The following is a 17,192-nucleotide window of genomic DNA, read 5'->3' as shown; positions in this document are numbered from 1 at the left end:
AGCCCATTCCGGCCAACACAACAGTCGTCACGACAACAAGGGAGCCACATGACCACTTCGAACCGTTCCATTCCGCTATCGGCCGTTGCACTGTCGGCACTCCTTGCCTGTGGTGCTGCGCACGCGCAATCGAGCGTCACGCTGTACGGCGTGATGGAAACCGGCCTGCGCTACAGCACCAATAACGACGCCGACGGCCACGGCAAGGCCGAGATGGCGGGCGGTTACTACAGCGGCAGCCGCTTCGGCATTCGCGGCTCGGAAGACCTGGGCAACGGGCTGAAGGCCGTGTTCCACCTGGTCAGCGGTTTTGCGCCGGACACGGGGGTGGGCTCCACCAACGACATGGGCCTGGGCGGCTACAAACCGACCACGCCCGCCACCTCGCGCCTGTTCGGGCGCCAGGCGTATGTCGGGCTGGAAGGCGGGTTCGGCTCGCTGACGTTCGGCCGGCAAGAGAACCTCGTCTTCAACACGGCCGGCCAGTACGATGCGCTCTCCATTGGCAACCTCGGCGCGACAGCCTGGCACGTGACCGCCACCGGCGTGCGCATCGACAACTCGGTCAAGTACGTGGGTGATTTCAACGGCTGGCGCCCCGGCGTGATGGTCGGCATGGGCGAGCAGGCAGGCGCGTTCTCAGCGGGAAACTACAGCGCGCTGTCACTCAACTACGCCAGCGGCCCGTTCGCTTTCGGCGGCGCATGGGAGCAGCAGAAAGACCTGCAATCGGTCGGCACCCGCACGTGGACCACCGGCGGCAGCGTGCAGGTCGGCCCCGCCAAACTGATGCTCGGCTACATCAACTACCGCGACGGCACGCGCACCAAGAACGACCTCATTCTCGGCGGCGTGAAGTACGACTTCAGCGGTCAGTACAACCTGGTGGTGGGCGGCATGGCCACGCGCCAGCGCGACCCCGACGGCCTGCGCTACACCGCCTACGCGATCATGAATTACGTGGTCAGCAAACGCACGTGGCTGTACGTCGGTATGGACTACACCCACCAGAAAGACGCCGGCACCGTCCTGGCAGCCGCACTGCCGAAAGCCTCGCAGACCGGCGTCATGGTCGGCATGCGCCACGGGTTCTAAAACGAAGACACGGCCTGGGCGCCAACACATGCGCCCAGCCGGCTTGGCTTTTGACTTTCCCCTGCCCTAGATGGCGCCTTGATTTTCTGTTGCAGAGAGGAAAAAGGAAGGGAAACTGTCTGAGCGAAGCGAGTTTTTCCCTTCCCTCTCTGCGACATAAATTCAAGGAATCTTTCGCCATCTCGGGCGCGCCTTTCTTTGCTTACTTTCTTTGGCAAGACAAAGAAAAGTAGGTCGACCCCGCCAGGGGACGAAACCACAGCAAACCACCAACGCCCTTACGCCGGCGCAGCAGCAGGCGGTTCATTGGAAGAAGCCGACGCCGCTTTCTCCGGCGCCACCCGCGCCATCCACTCCTCCAACGCCGCAGAAGTCCGCAACACCGTCCCCGGCGCCGCCAGCGGCACGTGCGCCTTGTCGAACGCATCCTTGAGCACAACGTTGAACGCGCGCAGCACGTCAGCCTGCTTCTGCGGACGCGTCTTGAACCGCCCCTTGACGATCATCGCGCCACCTTCAAAGCGATCCAGCCCGAAGATTTCCGCACCGCCGAGCAACGTGTAGCCAAAGCGCGGCTCACCCGCAATCTGATCAGCCGCCGCGCGCACGAGATCGATCGCCTGCTGCGGCTCTGCCTCCATCGACACGCGCACTTCAAAATCGGCAAACGAGTAATCGCGCGAGAGGTTGCGCACGGTCTTGATCTGGCTGAACGGAATCGACAGCACCGCACCTGTGCCATCGCGCAGCCGTACCGTGCGGATGGTGAGATTGATGACGGAACCCGTAGCCACGCCCACGTCCACCGTATCGCCCACGCTGATGGTGTCTTCCATCAGGATGAAGATGCCGGTGATGAAATCCTGCGCCAGCGATTGCGCACCAAAGCCCACCGCCAGGCCGATCACGCCGGCGCCGGCCACCAGCGGCGTCACGTTGACGCCCAGGTTGGCCAGCACGCCGATGCTGGCGGTCACCACCAGCGTCACCTTCAGGCCATTGCGCAGCAGCGGCAGGATCGTGAGCGCGCGCGTGCTGGGCTGCGCCCGCGCGGACGCCGGCGACAGCGCGCGCAGGATCGCCGTGTCGAGCAGGATCCAGACCAGCCAAGTGGCAAACACGGTGCCGATCAGGCCGACCAAGGCATCGGCGATGCGCTTACCGTTGACCGAACTGTGCGCGACCTCCACCAGCGTGTGGCCCCACACGCGCAGCACCAGCTCCAGGAAGGCGATCCAGATAACGAGCTTGATCAGCGCGCCAACGAAATGCTTGAGCCGCTCCACGTAAGGCGAACTGCGCGCCAGACGCAGGTGCGAGCGCCAGTTCGCGCGGGGGCGAATCAGCGCCGACAGAAAGAACGCCGCCACCAGCAGCAGCGACGTCATCACCGCGCGGCGCGCCACGGCGTCAACGTTGTCGGGCGTCGTCAGCGTGGCCACGACGGTGGCGCTCGCCAGCACCACCACCGGCACGGGCCAGAACGCGGCCAGCAGACGGCGGACCTGGTTGCCCGTGTGTTCGCCGCTGCGCAGCTCCAGCGCGCGATTGGCGATCAGCTGGCCGATGGGCCGGCGCGCCCACAACGCGCCCGCTGCCAGCATCAACGACGACACCACGTTGCACACCGTGGCCAGCAGCAAACTGAGCGATCCGCCCAGCACCAACGCGACGCGCGGATCGACCAGCGCATCGCCGCAGGCGCCCAGACTGGCCGTCAGAAAAATCGGCCACATGCCGTGCTTGAACAGATATTCCACCGCCACACGCCGGTGCGCGCTGCCGGAAAAGAGCGAGAACAGCATCGCCACGCCCGCCGTGATGATCGCGCCCCATACGATGGCGTAGGCCAGCACCACCGCCAGCACAAAGCCCGGCGAGGCGTCGTGGTCGAGCCGCACGATGACTGCAAAAGAGATCGCCCATGGGCCGATCTTGCGCAACGCGTCGATCAGCAACGCCCGAGTGGTCGGATGCGGCCCGAGGCCCGCCGTGAGGCCAAACACACGGCGGATCAACCAGCCCAGGGCGAGCAGGCCACCGGCGATGGCGGCCCAGATGCCCACGGTGCCGGCAAAGTCGGCGGCCAGCGGCATGCGTTTGTCGGGCGAGAAGAGCAGGCCGGCGTTCCCGCTGGCGGCCTCGATGCGGCGCAGCCAGTAGCGCGGCGCCCCGGCTTCCACATCGGCCTGCAGCGAGCCGTTCTCGATCAGCGACGCCACCGCACCCAACAGACCCGGTGCCTGTTCTGCCTGCACCTTCTGCTGCGCGCTCATGCCGTCGCGCAACTGCTTCAGTTCATTGACGAGGGCCGTGCGCTGCTGGTCGTTGTTGAGCAGCGTGATGACGGTGTCGAGCGACTGGCGTGTCTGCGCAGGGTCCGCCGCCGGCGCCGATGCGCTGGCGGTGGAGGTCGGCAGCCCGGCCAGTTTGGCAAACGACACCGGGGCAGCATTGGCCACGTTGGCGAAGCACGCCATCAGCAAAATCAGGAACGACGCGAGCGGCCACAGTTGCCGCGTGCAGAAGAGAGAATGAGTACGCATGATAGGGAAAGCGATCGTGCAGACATCGATCACGGCACGATACGCGAATTCCCCGGGCGCACAACTTCAGCGCTTGGCGCCCTGCGGCAGCGGCGCCCGCCGCCAGAGCCAGGCCGCCGTGCCGAGCGCACATGCCATGCAGGCCATCACCAGGACCACCACCCCGGGCCAGCCCCACGGCGTGTAGAGCTTGCCCCCTGTCGTGCCGATCAGGCTGGAGCCCAGGTAATACGCCAGCAAATACAGCGCCGCGGCCTGCCCCTTGGCACGCTGCGCGCGGCGCCCGACCCAGCCGCTGGCCACCGCGTGCGCACCGAAAAAACCGAAGGTCAGCAGCGCGATGCCGCCAATCACCAGCACCAGCGGGCCCGCCAACGTCATCAGCACGCCCGTCGACATCAGCGCTGTGCCCGCCAGCAGCATGCGGCCCCGGCCATGGCGATCCGCCAATCGGCCGAACCACGCAGAGGCGCCAATGCCCAGCAGATACACCATGAAGATGCCGCCCACCGCCGTCTGGCTGAGGGCGTACGGCGCATCGAGCAAGTGAAAGCTCGCGTAGTTGTAGATCGTGACGAAGCCGCCCATCAGCAGAAAGCCCATGGCGAACAGCGCGCGCAGGCCCGGCTCGCGCAGATGCGCGCCCAGCGTGTCGAACAGGTCGCCCAGCGCCACGCCCTTGCGTGGCACAAACCGACGCGACGGCGGCAGCAACCACAGAAAGGCCAGCGCCGCGAGCAAACCCAGCATGCCGGTAAAACCGATGGCGGCGCGCCAACCGAAATGGTCGGCCACGGCGCCGGTCAGCACGCGCCCCGCCATGCCGCCGAATGCGGTGCCGCCAACGTACAGGCCCATCGCCATGCCCAGCCCCTGCGGATGCACCTCTTCCGCCAGATACGCCATGGCCACCGCCGGCACGCCGCCCAGCACCACGCCCAGCAATGCCCGCGTGGCCAATAACCCGTGCCAGCCCGGCAACACCGCCGCCGCCAGCGTAAGCACCGACGACAGCACCAGCGACACGCCCATCAGCGTCTTGCGATGGATCGACTCCGACAGCAACCCCGCAAACAGAATCGCAAATGCCAGCAGCAACGTGGACACCGACAGAACCAGGCTCGTCTGCGCGGGCGTGAGGCCAAAGTCGTGCGCCAGCATCGGCATGAGCGGCTGCACGCAATACAGCAGCGAGAACGTGGAGAAGCCCGCCGCGAACAGCGCCAGGTTGGCACGCAGATAGCCGGGATGGCCGCGGACCAGCCAGCGCGAAGGATCAACGGGTTCGATGGCGGGCGAAGGAGAAAGCGGAGCGTTCACGATGGGCGGGTTGAAACAAGCGCAGAGGCAAGCGCCTATTATCGTTCGCAGGCACTGTTCCCGCTGCGCTGCGGCATTGCTCTTGCTGCGCAGCCCCCACCACGTTTATCCGCCCGACCATGGAAACCACGCTCTACTACTGGCCCGAAATCCAGGGCCGCGGTGAATTCGTCCGGCTGGCGCTGGAGCAGGCCGCCGTGCCCTACACCGACCTCGGCCGCGAAGATGAATCCGCCATCGAAGCGTTTCTCGACGATGCCGGCATTCCGACGCCGCCGTTCGCACCACCGTTCCTGGTGGCTGGTCCGCTGGTGATTGCGCAGACGGCCAACATCCTGCTCTACCTGGGCCAGCACTATGGCCTGGCCCCGCACGACGAAGCCGGCGGCCTGTGGACGCACGGCCTGCAACTGACGATTGCCGATTTTGTGGTGGAGATTCATGACACGCACCACCCCATCGCGTCGTGCGAGTACTACGAAGACCAGCGGCCCGAAGCCAAGCGCCGAACACAGGATTTTCTGGACAATCGCGCGCCCAAGTTCCTGCACTACTTCGAGCGCGTGCTCGACCGCAATCCCGCCGGCCCGACATGGGCCGTGCGCGATGCGCTGACGTATGTGGATTTGTCGCTGTTCCAGATCGTGGCGGGACTGCGTTACGCGTTTCCGCGCCACATGCAGCGATATGAGCGCGAGCTACCGCATCTGGCGGCGTTGCATGACCGCGTGGCGGCGCAGCCTAACATCGCGGCGTATCTGGAATCACCGCGACGCATTCCGTTCAACACGATGGGCATCTTTCGCCACTACCCCGAGCTCGATGCGCTGAAATGACAAAACCCGGCACAGGCCGGGTTCGCATGGAGGTTCAATCGTTCAGGCCGCTAACGGCGTATCGGGCAACCGGCGGCGGATGTCTTCCAACGCCGCGGGCCAGCTTTCGATGGCTGCCAAGTCGTGGATGTCCTGCAGATCGATCAGCAGATCCACCACCTGATCGTCGTCGACATTCACGCCGGAGCAGCGCAGCGCACACGCGAGCGGATCGTCGCTCGGCACACGCAGTAGGCTCACGCCCAGGCGCTCGATCGCGCTGCAGTAGAACGCATCGTCGATGAGGATGCCGACGCCGCACCGGCGGTTATCGAGGCCGCGGTAGCGCGGCTCGCCGTCGGCGTCTTCGGAACGGCATTGCTGTGCGAGCAGGTGCGTGCGCACGCGTTCAAAAATGTCCTCGATGGCGAGGAACGTCCCCTTCCCTTTCATGGCGTCACCTTCTATAGGGTGATCTGTGACCGGCCGGTCGGTCAGAATGTATCGACAAGAGCGCCGCTCAGGCCGAATTGGCGCGCAATCGACTGCAGGCGTTCCTTCCACTCCCACGTGCCGAACACGTCGTGCGCGTTCTGCAGCTTGGAGAGCAGCTCAACGGTGTCGCGGTCATCCACGTCAATGCGCGCACGCTTGAGCGCGCGGCGCAGCGCAATGACGCCGGCGTCCATGTAACGCGGAATCTCGTTGGTGGGCTTGAGGATGTAGCGCACCGGCACGCTTTCCATCGACGTCGTGTAGTCACGCACGCCGATCAGGTTGCCGATCGGGCAGCAACGGCCGCCCTGGCCGTGGTACGCCGCACCGCCGCGCGGCAGGATGGCAGCGCCGCCCTGTCCGAACAGATGGCGGACTGCGCCGTCGTAGATTTCTTGTTTGCTGAGATATTGCGTCTTCATGTTCTTTCCCCTGACCCCAGAGTGCAGGCGTCGCCGATTCGATTCACTTCCGACTTCCGGCCTGACGTTGCGTCCGACGTCGCACAATCTGCCATCCGTGCGATCTATCTTGGTTCAGGATGCACCAGAACCATGGGCCGAAAAAGGACCGGAATGTAAGTCATTTTTACCGTTTGCTTTTTGGCAACGGATTGCCCGCAAAGGTGCGTCAGTCAACGCTTTGCGGGTGCTTCATACACCACGCACTCAGGCCGCCTTGACATGCCGCGATGCGCTTTCGCAACAGCATGTGCGCATGACTGCGCGCACGTGGCGCATGCGTCGTAGGCGCGGCGCTTACATCCCGATGATCTGGTCTGCGTGACCGAGACAGAAGCCACGTCGGTCATGATGCCCACAGGTGGGCATCACCTCGTAGCCCGCAGCGCGCAGCAACACAGCGCGCGCGGCGACTTCCACCGGAGGCAGGGGCTGCCCCGAGTCTTCATCGCGCACCAGCCGGCCCAGTTGGGCAAACGGCTGGCGCAGCAGATGGTCCAAATCCAGCGAACCGCAGTACCGCATCACATCACCTTCTTCCAAAATGGCGGCGGCACCGCGGTGCGCCGTTACATCGATTCGTCCACCAGTTCAGGGCACGCAACAACCGTCCGGCGCACACGCGCATAGGCGGCACGCTGGGCCCAGATCGCATCGGTCAGGGCCGCGATGAGCGCGTCGCGGGGCAGGCTTTGCGGTGCCACGCCGAACTGCGCCTCCACGGTACGTAGAGCCTCCGTCACTTCGCTTCGCCATCGGGCGTCGAGTCGCTGGGTCATGTTGTTCTCGTTGGGTCGGTTCTGGCGCGGTGGGCGGCGGGCTTGTGCCCACTCTGGCCGCGCTGGGAAGGGATTGGCGGAATGGGTTCCGCTCTTGTTTGTGAAGAACGGCACACGGGGCCGAAACTTGATTGCTGCGGCGGGGGGTAAACCGGCGCCTCCGTCGGACCTGGCGACACCCGGCGCCACTCCGCCAAACGGCCTCCCCCATTCGCGCAGCAACTTCGGCGGGTGCCCGTGGCCCAATCGGTTCTGCAACCGCCACCGAGCCACCGATGAAGATGGAGCGTCACGTGTCCCGACTGTCTTTTCTGCGCCGTGCCGTGCTGGCCCTTGCCTGCGCACTGGCCCTGCCCGCCGTCGCCACGGCCGGCGCGCCCGACCCGCGTCAATACATGCATGGCATCGGCGCGGTGCCTGGCGCAACGGCCAACACCTTCAACGTGTTCTTCAGTAGCTCCGGTCTACCCCCGCGCGGCGCCGATCGCAGTGGCAGCTGGCCGCACGATGTCTATGTCGCGCAATGGCATGCCGACACGGGGGTGCTCGATGCCCCGCGCATCTTCATCCAGAAGCTCGAAGCGCAGGAGCCGGTGACGGTGGCCCGCAATCGCGCGGGCCAGGTGATGGTGTCGTTTGAAGACGGCTGGAATGCGCCGGAGAACGTCAACCAGCGCTTCGGCATCTACGACACCGCGTTGCGGCCCATCAAGCCGTATCCGCAACAGGTGGAATCCGGTGGCCACTCGGGCCATATCACGGCCGTGGGCGACCGTTTCGTGGTGTTCTATTCCGACGGCTGGATCACCGGCGGCGGTGTCGACAACCTCGGCAGCGGCAACGGTGTCTACCTGAAGGTCTACGACGGGCGCGGCCGTCGCCTGCACAACGTCGATGTTGCCGATGGCCGGCGCGAATGGTGGCCCATGGTGGCAGGCGGCAGCACCAACGCGCTGCTGGCCTGGCAGCAGTTCGTGCCGGGCCAGACGGAGGCCAATCTGAAGATCGCCGTCTTTGATCCGGTCAGCGGACGCGTAACGGGCGAGCAGCTTCTGCACAAGCATCTGCAGTACTACACCTACAGCGTCACATGGATGCCGGCGATCGAGCGGTTCCTGCTGGTGGGCGTGGCCAAGGGCAACGGCTTTGCCGATCTGATCGACACTACGGGCAAGGTGCGCGCATCCATTTCATGCATGCCGGCAACCGTGCGCGAAGCCAGCATCGCCGTGAAGCAGAACACCGCCTACACGCCCGCCGCCGATGGCCGTCTGCTGCAACTGCAGGCGGGGCCGGATTCGCTCACGCTATCGGCTACGTTGCGGAACACCGACGGCAAGCGCGTGCAATGGCGCCCGGTGGGCAGCACCGGTTTGCTGCGCACGTCGGGCGCAATCGACTGGATGTCGCTGACGGAAAAGGGGCTGGAGCAGTTGCACTTCGACCCCACCAAGACGCAGCCGGCCAACGCGGTTGACCAATGCCGTTAGCGCGACAGGCTCAAGCGTCCGTAACAAGCACGCGCAGGCGTACGAGGCCATCCCACCTGGCGTGGACGGCATCGACAATGCGGGCGATTTCGGCAGCCAGTGCCGGCGGCAGGACCAGGTCGACCTCCACCGCGCCATCGACGTAATGCAGCACGCAGTGGCGCGCGTCCAGCGGCGTGCCGGGCGGCAGCAGTTGTGCCAGCACGGCATGCAGCGCATCGCGATCGGGTAGCGGCACGGGGTCGGTCGCGATGTGCTCGCGCGGGTCGACGTGAATCTGTACGTCGAGCACCGCCATCGCCGTGTGTGCCGTCAGCACGTTGGTGCGGGCCCGGACGGCAATCGCATGGCCCTCGCTCACGGAGACACGCGGGTCCACCTCGATATGCGCGTCCACCAATGCCTGGTCTCCCGTCACACGCGTGCGCAGATCGTGCACATTGATCACGCCCGGCGTGGCTTCCAGGCTGACACGGATCGCCTCCACCTGCGCGGGCGGCAAGGCCCGGTCCATCAGGTCATTGAGCGCCTCCCAACCAAAGCGCACGCCCACACGGCCAATCATCAGCCCGACGATGCAGGCGGCCACCGGGTCGAGCCAGTGATAGCCCATCAGGTTGCCCGCCACGCCAATTGACGCCACCAACGACGACACCGCATCGGAACGCGCATGCCACGCATTGGCAATCAGCATGCGTGAGTTGATGCGCTTGGCCACGGCCAGCATGTAACGGAAAAGTCCTTCTTTGGCCGCCAGCGCGATCAGCGCCACCACCAGCGCCAGACCATGTACCGGCGTCGGCCCCTGCGGCGAGCGCAGGCTCTCCACGGCGGCCCAGATCATGCCCGCGCCCGCCCCGATCAGCAGCAGCCCCAGCCCGAGCGACGCGGCGTTCTCATAGCGCGCGTGGCCGTATTGGTGATCTTCGTCTGGTCCCTTGTGGCTGTTGCGGTTGGCAATGAAAACAATGCCATCGGCGATCAAGTCGGACAGCGTATGCAGCCCGTCGGCCACCAGACCCTGCGAATGCGACCACAACCCCGCCGCAATCTGCCCCGCCGAGAGCAGGCAATTGACGCCTGCACTCACCAAGGTTGAGCGTTCGGCGCTCTGCTGGCGCGCGGCCGCTGAAGGTGCTGTCGAGGATGTGGGCGTCATGGGAAATCGGTGCGATCAAGCGTGCGAAGCAATCGCGAGCATTGTGCCACGCAGCGGCGCGCCGCCCTGGTCCGAAATCATGGCTGCGATCACAACACGTAGCCACAAATCTGCACCAGAAAAGCGCAGATCGGGGTGTACGAATAGGACTTTTCCGATGTTCCGCCCTGGAGGCTTCGGCGATTCTCAGCAATGCGGCAAACACGTTGCCGCACGTTACACGCTCGGAGACACGTCGACATGCAGACCCCAGTCCAACTCGTCATTGCAGATGATCACCCCGGTGTGGTGGCAGCCCTGCGACGCCTCGTGTCGGCGGTCGACGGCTTCGAGGTGGTGGGCGAAGCCACCAACGCCGATGAGCTGCTCGCCGTGCTTGGCCGCGTGCGCTGCGACCTTGTCATCACCGACTACGCCATGCCCGGCAGTCGCTATGGCGACGGCATCCTCCTGCTCGAATTCCTCGTGCGCCGCCACCCGGACCTGCGCGTGATGGTGCTCACCATGCTTGAGACCCGTGCACTGATGAGCAACATCCTGCGCGCGGGCATCAAGGTCATCGTCAGCAAATCCGACGAACCGCAGCACATCCTCGAAGGCATGCAGGCAGCGGCGGACGGTCGCATCTATCTCTCGCCAATGCTCAATGTCAAGCTGCTCTGCCGCAACGGCGAACCGCAGCCCGTCCACGACGACCCGGTCTCCAAACTCGGCAAGCGGGAGCTGGAAGTGCTGCGCATGTACGTGACCGGCAAGACGGTCAGCGAGATTGCCGTGCAGCTCAACCGCAGCGTCAAGACCATCAGCTCGCAGAAGCAGACGGCCATGCGCAAGCTCGAGCTTGGCACCGAGGCGGCGCTGTTCGACTTTGCCGTGCGCCACGGGCTGCTGGGCAGCAGCGAGGGCTGACACGATGATGGCGTGGCTCGCGCCCAGGGCGGCTGCCCACCTGCTCGTTGGTATCGTTGCGGGGTTGCTTGCCTGCGCGGCGGCATTTGTCTGGCTGGGCGGAGCGCGCAATGCCGACGCGGAGGACGCCTCACAGACCATTCAGCGGCTCAAGCAGTTTCCACCCAAGGTAACGGTCGGCGTGATCAGCGACGCCATGGCTCCACTCGAAGGCGTGGAAGCCGACCGGCTCAGCGGCTTCTCGGGTGATCTGCTGATGCATCTGATTCCGCAGGATCAGGTGCGCGTCATCCCGCGCGTCTTCGCACGGCGTGACGAGCTGCTCAAGGCGGCTTGCCGGGGCGACGTCGACATCATCATGAGCGTGGCACCCCGCTCGCAATACGATCACTGCCTTATCTATTCCGCGCCGTATCTGGAACGTCCCACCGCAGTGGTCGCGCGCATCGACAACGCGCAAGTCGCGCAGAACCCGTTTGCCTCAGGCATGCGCATCGCCGTCGAGCAAGGCTCTTCGCTCGAAGAGGAACTGGCGGTTCAGTACCCGAGCATCCGGCTGATCAGTACCCCCACGGCGGCCGACGCCCTCGATGCCGTGCTGCACGACGCGGCGGACGCTTACGTGGGAGTGACCTACCCCACGCGGGAGTTGATGTCGCAGCCGCGCTACCGGCGGCTGTCGATCGTGCAACTGGTGAACCAGCAGGTTGACGCGCTGCACTTTGCCGCGCCGCGTGAGCAGGCGATGCTAATCCGCTATCTGGACCGCCACCTTGCCCAGTTGCCCGACGCCACCATGAGCGAGCTGCGCGCGCGGTGGATCACGCAAGGCGGCGGTTCGTTGGCAGGCCTGCAGTTGTCGGCCGACGAGCGGGCCATGCTGGCGTCGCTGCCGCCGCTACGCTACGCCGCCGACCCCGACTACATGCCGTACACCTTCAACGGATCGGGCGGCGGGATGCTCGGCATCTTTCCCGAGTACCAGAGCTTTCTCTCGCGGACGCTCGGGTTGCGCTTCGAGCGGGTGACCGTGCGCGACTGGGCCGAAGCACTCGCGAAGGCGCATAGCGGCGAGGTCGACATCCTGCTCGGCATATCCGACCAGGATTCCCGCCCGCCGGGCTTTACGCTCACACAGCCGATCGATGCCACGCCGATGGTGATCGTCGGGCGCACCGACGCGCTCACGGTCGCTGCGCTGCCCGAGCTTTCCGGCAAGACCGTCGCTCTGCCGGCGAGTGACACCCTGACCACATTGCTGCATCAAAACGTACCGAAGATCCGCATTCTTCCGGCGCGCTCGGTCAACGATGCGTTGTCCATGACGGCGACCGGAGAGGCCGATTTCACCATCGTCAACCTGCCGGTGGCCGACGCGCTGATCCGCCATCACTTTCCAGGCGAGTTGAAGGTCACGGGTTCCGCAAACACGATCGAAAGCATCGGCGTGGCCGTGTCGGCGCGGTACGCAGCGCTGGTGCCGCTCATCAATCGCGCGCTCTTTGCCATGCCGGAAGGTGAGCAGGTGAGCATCCGCAACAAGTGGCTGTCGGTCAGCTACCAGCTGGGTCCGTCCGCTTCGGCCGTGCTCGGCAGGTTCGGGCCAGCGGCGGCGCTGGTGCTGGCGGCACTCGTTGCGCTGTTCATCAAGCAGATGCAACTGCGCCGCGAAAACCACCAGCGCCGCCGTGCCGAAGAAACCCTGGCTCGCCAGCTCAGCTTCCAGCGCGCGCTGATGGAAGCCGTGCCGTTTCCGCTCGTCGCCAATGACGCCGGGCACCGTTACGTTGCCGTGAATGCGGCGTTCTGCAACATGTTCGGGCGGACACGGGCGTCGCTGCTCGGGCGCACGCCGCAGGAGCTCGGGCTGCAATCGGTCGGCAACACGTCGCCGCTGTCCGATATCAACCGGCGCGCCGTGGAGACCAGCGAAAGCACACGCGAAGAACTCATCATCGACACGCCGGACGGGCAATCACGCAACGTGCTGTACTGGATCGAGCCGTTCCATCTGCCGGATGGGCAAGCCGCGGGCACCGTCGCCTCGCTGGTCGACATCAGTGAGATCCGCGAAACGCAGGCCCGGGCCGAACGCCTTGAGCAGCGCCTGCGCGAGGTCACCGAATCGCTGCCGGCGCTGGTCTATCAGTTCGAGCTGCCGCCGGGCCAAGCGGGGGGACGCATCACCTACGTGGCTGGCAAGGCGCACGAAACGCTGGGCGTTGAGCCCGAGGATTTGCTGGGCTACCTGTCAACGCCCGAGCTGCTCATTTTCCAGGATGACCGGGAACGCATTCTCGAGAGCGTGCTGACCTCTGCGCAAGAGCTGACGCCGTTCGATCAGCGCTTTCGCCATGTCAGCCCGGACGGTTCGGTGCGCTGGCTGCACGCGCGCTCGATCCCGCACCGCGAAGCCGACGGCCGTACGGTCTGGAACGGCTACCTGAGCGATGTCACCACGGAGCGCGAGCAAGCCGACGCACTCGAAGCGGCCAAGAACGCAGCCGAATCGGCGTTGCATGCGAAGGATCGCTTCCTGGCCATGATGAGCCACGAAATCCGCACGCCCATGAACGGCGTGCTTGGGCTGGTCGAGCTGCTGCAGCAGACGAAGCTCGAAGGCGAGCAGAAACAGATGGTCTCGATGGTGCAGGATTCGGGGCGCGCCCTACTGCACATCCTCGATGACATCCTCGATTACGCAAAGGTCGAGGCCGGTCGACTGGACATCTCGCCGTCGCCCACAGACTTGCGCGAGGTCTTTGACGGCACGGTCGGCCTGCTGGCAAGCCGCGCCCACGAGAAGGCGCTCGCCGTGCACGTGGACGTGGCCGCCAACGTACCGGCCAGCGTCTCGGTCGACAGCATTCGTCTACGGCAGATCCTCTTCAACCTGCTCTCCAACGCCATCAAGTTCACCGACACGGGCAGCGTGCGGCTTTCAGCGGAGTGCACGCGCATCGAGAACGACACGGCGCACCTTGCCATCTGCGTCAGGGATACGGGCATCGGGATCTCATCCGAGGTCCAGGCCACGCTGTTTGCACCATTCGTGCAGGCTGAGCGCTCGACCACGCGGCGCTACGGCGGCACCGGTCTGGGCCTGGCGATTTCGCGCCAGCTTGCCGGCCTGATGGGCGGCAAGCTTGTCATGGAGAGTGCGCCCGGGCACGGCACGGCGGTCACGCTGCATTTAGCCGTGCCGATGCTTAAGGCACGGTATGCGTTGCCGCAACTGGCGGGCTGCAGCGTTGCCATTGTTGTGGACGACCCGGCTGTGCGGCACAGCCTCACGCAATTCGCGATCGCAGCCGGACTGCAAGCGGGCCCCGTCGCCAACTCCGACCTCCTCTTGAGCTCGACCGCCCAGGCGGATGCGCGCGCCATCCGCATCACCCCGGAAGCGTGTTATTCCGGACCCGGCAACACGCTGAGCATCAATCCTCTGAACTGGCACGCATTTGTGCAGGCGTGCGAGCGCGCGCTCCCCCCATCTGACCATCTGCAGGCGACCAGCGCCGCTGCACATGCGCTGCCGGCCCCAACACCCTGTGATGCGCCGGGCGCGCACATCCTCGTGGCGGAAGACCACCCGATCAACCGTGAACTGATCGCCAAGCAACTCCGCCTGCTGGGTTATCGCGTCACGCTGGCCGAAGATGGCGTCGTCGCGCTCGAGCGTCTGCACGAACATCATTTCGATGCGTTGCTCACGGACTGCCACATGCCGCGCATGGACGGCTTCGACCTGGCGCGGCACATCCGCCACGAAGAGCGCGCCGGCGGCCCTCGCCTACCCATCATCGCCATCACGGCAACCACGCTCGCCGAGGAGCACGCGCGGTGCCGTGCCGTGGGAATGGACGCAAGCCTGCTGAAGCCCACCACGCTTGTCACGCTGCAAGACGCGCTGTCTGCGCTATGGGAAGCCGCAGAACCTGCGGAAGCGCCCCTGGAGGGGCCATTCGCCCTGTCGCTCGACGATCTGCACGCCGCGCTGGGGGCCGACCCTGCCGTAGCCGGGCTGGCACAGGTCTTCCTGTCGTCGCTGGCCGAGGATGCGCAGCGGCTGCAGCCGCTGCTGGACGCAATGGACCGCGTAGCGCTGCGCCAGTGGGCCCATCGCACCGGAGGCGCGCTGGCGCTGCTGCACAACCCGAGCGTCGACGCCACGTTGGAAGCCTTCCTCCATGCTGTGCATGACGGTAGCGAGCGTGACATCCGCGTCTCGGGGCGCCATGTCATGCGGCTTCTTGCGCACATCAACGCGTTGTTGAGTGCCTTCGCGCCGGCAGCCCCTGACGTTGTGCACCGCACGCAAGTGACGGATTCCTAAGGAAACACCGTTTCAAGCGATCGATGCATCGCTTTTAGATGAACCGTTCCAATCGGTCGATTGACTCGGTCTAGGCAGCCTCCTACGATGACATCGATCAATGTCACATTAAGAGGCGCCCAAGTGGTGCCCACGGAGACACCACGTGAACGCACGGACCGATTTTCCGCGCCCCGACGCTTTTGCGCCGACCCCGCGCAGCCCAGACGCCCCCGTCCTGATCGATGCCGCCATCATCGGGACGGGCTTTGCCGGCCTGGGCATGGCGATCCAGCTCAAGCAGAACGGCATCGACAACTTCCTGGTCTTCGAAAAAGCGGGGTCTGTGGGCGGCACGTGGCGCGACAACCATTACCCCGGCTGCGCGTGCGATGTGCAATCGCACCTGTATTCGTTTTCGTTCGCGCCCAATCCGGACTGGTCGCGCATGTATTCGCCGCAACCAGAAATTCGCGCGTATCTGGAGCGCTGCACCGATGAATTTGGCGTGCGCCCGCATGTGCGCTTCCATCACGAACTGGCGCGCGCGGCCTTCGACGACGCTGCAGGCGTGTGGAACCTGGAAATGGCCGACGGCCGCCGCTACCGTGCCCGCACGCTGATCTCCGGCATGGGCGGCCTGAGCCGTCCGGCCTGGCCGAACATTCCCGGCATCGAAAACTTCCAGGGCAAGGCTTTCCACTCGCAATTGTGGGAGCACGACTACGACCTGCGCGACAAGCGCGTGGCCGTGATCGGCACTGGCGCCTCGGCCATCCAGTTCGTGCCGCAGATTGCGCCGAAGGTAGGCCGCCTCGACCTGTATCAGCGCACACCACCGTGGATCCTGCCCAAGCCCGACCGCAAGGTGTCCCGCGCGGAGCATTGGCTGTTCCGCCACCTGCCGTTCACGCAAAAGCTGATGCGCACGGGCATCTATTGGATGTTGGAATCGCGCGTGCTCGGCTTTGTGATCCATCCGAAGCTGATGAAGGCGGTGGAGCGCATGGCGCGCGGCCACATCAAGCGCCGCATTGCCGACCCGGTGCTGCGTAAGAAGGTCACACCGAACTACACCATCGGCTGCAAGCGCATCCTGATCTCGAACGACTATTACCCGGCGCTTACGCGCGAGAACGTCGACGTCATCACCTCCGGCATCGCACGCGTCGAACCCAATGCCATCGTCACCACCGATGGCACGCGGCGCGAAGTCGATTGCCTGATCTTCGGCACGGGTTTTCATGCAACGGACCCGTTCCCGCGCGGCGTGCTGCTTGGCAGCCAAGGCGTGGACATTGTCGACGCGTGGGACAAGCACGGCGCCGAGGCCTACCTGGGCACGACCGTGTCGGGCTTCCCGAATTTCTTCATGGTGGTGGGCCCGAACACGGGGCTCGGCCACTCGTCGATGGTGTTCATGATCGAGTCGCAGGTGGCGTACATCGTCGACGCGCTCAAGTCGATGCGTGCGCACAACGTGGCGGCCATCGACGTACGCCCCGACGTGCAGCGCCGCTTCAACGACGGCATCCAGAAGCGGCTGTCGAATGCGATCTGGTCTGCCGGCGGCTGCGTGAGCTGGTACCTCGACCCGAAGACCGGCAAGAACACGACGCTGTGGCCGGGATTCACGTGGCAGTTCCGTCGCGCGACCGCGCATTTCCGGCTGGCGGATTACCGCACGCGCCCGATGACGGTACCGAAGGGCGTGCCGTTGCGCGTGCCTGCCCGCACAGTGCCCGCCGCTCAGAACACCCCTAACGAAGAAGCGCTCGACCGCGTCTGACGCGCGCCAGCCCCAAGGA

General features: G+C 65.3%; 13 protein-coding genes. 6 read left to right on the top strand and 7 right to left on the bottom strand.

The window, feature by feature from the left end:
* Positions 1-48 precede the first annotated feature (48 nt).
* Positions 49-1,095 carry a porin gene (locus ACEN9T_RS09615; protein WP_092976463.1) on the top strand — a complete coding sequence of 349 codons (1,047 nt, stop codon included), beginning with the start codon at positions 49-51 and terminating at the stop codon, positions 1,093-1,095.
* A gap of 278 nt (positions 1,096-1,373) precedes the next feature.
* Here ACEN9T_RS09615 and ACEN9T_RS09610 read toward each other — a convergent pair whose 3' ends face one another.
* Positions 1,374-3,641 (bottom strand): mechanosensitive ion channel family protein, encoded by a 2,268-nt coding sequence (locus tag ACEN9T_RS09610; protein ID WP_413707630.1) that lies wholly within the window; start codon positions 3,639-3,641, stop codon positions 1,374-1,376.
* Between the two features lie 66 nt (positions 3,642-3,707).
* Positions 3,708-4,961 (bottom strand): MFS transporter, encoded by a 1,254-nt coding sequence (locus tag ACEN9T_RS09605; RefSeq protein ID WP_413707629.1) that lies wholly within the window; start codon positions 4,959-4,961, stop codon positions 3,708-3,710.
* Between the two features lie 119 nt (positions 4,962-5,080).
* On the opposite strand from ACEN9T_RS09605, the gene ACEN9T_RS09600 reads away from it, so the two are divergent.
* Positions 5,081-5,797: a glutathione S-transferase gene (locus ACEN9T_RS09600; protein ID WP_413707628.1), complete on the top strand. Its 717-nt coding sequence runs from the start codon at positions 5,081-5,083 to the stop codon at positions 5,795-5,797.
* Positions 5,798-5,839: 42 nt separating this feature from the next.
* Here ACEN9T_RS09600 and ACEN9T_RS09595 read toward each other — a convergent pair whose 3' ends face one another.
* The 4 genes from ACEN9T_RS09595 to ACEN9T_RS09580 all read right to left on the bottom strand — a co-directional run bounded on the left by ACEN9T_RS09595 (position 5,840) and on the right by ACEN9T_RS09580 (position 7,511).
* Positions 5,840-6,229, bottom strand: coding sequence for a hypothetical protein (locus ACEN9T_RS09595; protein ID WP_092976455.1), 390 nt, complete (start codon positions 6,227-6,229; stop codon positions 5,840-5,842).
* A 41-nt stretch (positions 6,230-6,270) separates the two neighbouring features.
* Entirely contained in the window at positions 6,271-6,693 is a 423-nt protein-coding gene (locus ACEN9T_RS09590; RefSeq protein ID WP_012436616.1) for a hypothetical protein, read from the bottom strand.
* Between the two features lie 336 nt (positions 6,694-7,029).
* Positions 7,030-7,257 (bottom strand): hypothetical protein, encoded by a 228-nt coding sequence (locus ACEN9T_RS09585; RefSeq protein WP_024977450.1) that lies wholly within the window; start codon positions 7,255-7,257, stop codon positions 7,030-7,032.
* Between the two features lie 44 nt (positions 7,258-7,301).
* Complete coding sequence (locus ACEN9T_RS09580) at positions 7,302-7,511, bottom strand: hypothetical protein (RefSeq protein ID WP_413707627.1); 210 nt, start codon at positions 7,509-7,511, stop codon at positions 7,302-7,304.
* Between the two features lie 275 nt (positions 7,512-7,786).
* On the opposite strand from ACEN9T_RS09580, the gene ACEN9T_RS09575 reads away from it, so the two are divergent.
* Positions 7,787-9,001 carry a hypothetical protein gene (locus ACEN9T_RS09575; protein ID WP_413707626.1) on the top strand — a complete coding sequence of 405 codons (1,215 nt, stop codon included), beginning with the start codon at positions 7,787-7,789 and terminating at the stop codon, positions 8,999-9,001.
* 10 nt (positions 9,002-9,011) lie between these two features.
* On the opposite strand, the gene ACEN9T_RS09570 is transcribed toward ACEN9T_RS09575, so the two are convergent.
* Positions 9,012-10,160 (bottom strand): cation diffusion facilitator family transporter, encoded by a 1,149-nt coding sequence (locus ACEN9T_RS09570; RefSeq protein WP_413707625.1) that lies wholly within the window; start codon positions 10,158-10,160, stop codon positions 9,012-9,014.
* A gap of 240 nt (positions 10,161-10,400) precedes the next feature.
* On the opposite strand from ACEN9T_RS09570, the gene ACEN9T_RS09565 reads away from it, so the two are divergent.
* The 3 genes from ACEN9T_RS09565 to ACEN9T_RS09555 all read left to right on the top strand — a co-directional run bounded on the left by ACEN9T_RS09565 (position 10,401) and on the right by ACEN9T_RS09555 (position 17,173).
* Positions 10,401-11,069 carry a response regulator gene (locus tag ACEN9T_RS09565; RefSeq protein ID WP_413707624.1) on the top strand — a complete coding sequence of 223 codons (669 nt, stop codon included), beginning with the start codon at positions 10,401-10,403 and terminating at the stop codon, positions 11,067-11,069.
* 7 nt (positions 11,070-11,076) lie between these two features.
* A complete protein-coding gene (locus tag ACEN9T_RS09560) occupies positions 11,077-15,405 on the top strand; it encodes an ATP-binding protein (RefSeq protein ID WP_413708436.1) in 4,329 nt (1,442 codons plus the stop codon).
* A 145-nt stretch (positions 15,406-15,550) separates the two neighbouring features.
* On the top strand, positions 15,551-17,173 hold the full coding sequence (locus ACEN9T_RS09555) for a flavin-containing monooxygenase (RefSeq protein WP_413707623.1): 1,623 nt from the start codon (positions 15,551-15,553) through the stop codon (positions 17,171-17,173).
* Positions 17,174-17,192: the final 19 nt, after the last annotated feature.

Origin of the sequence: Ralstonia sp. Ralssp110, from assembly GCF_047325135.1 — a bacterium.
GTDB classification, from domain to species: Bacteria; Pseudomonadota; Gammaproteobacteria; order Burkholderiales; family Burkholderiaceae; genus Ralstonia; species Ralstonia mojiangensis.
Note: the sequence above shows the minus strand (reverse complement) of the source record. Positions and strands in the feature narration are given on the sequence as shown.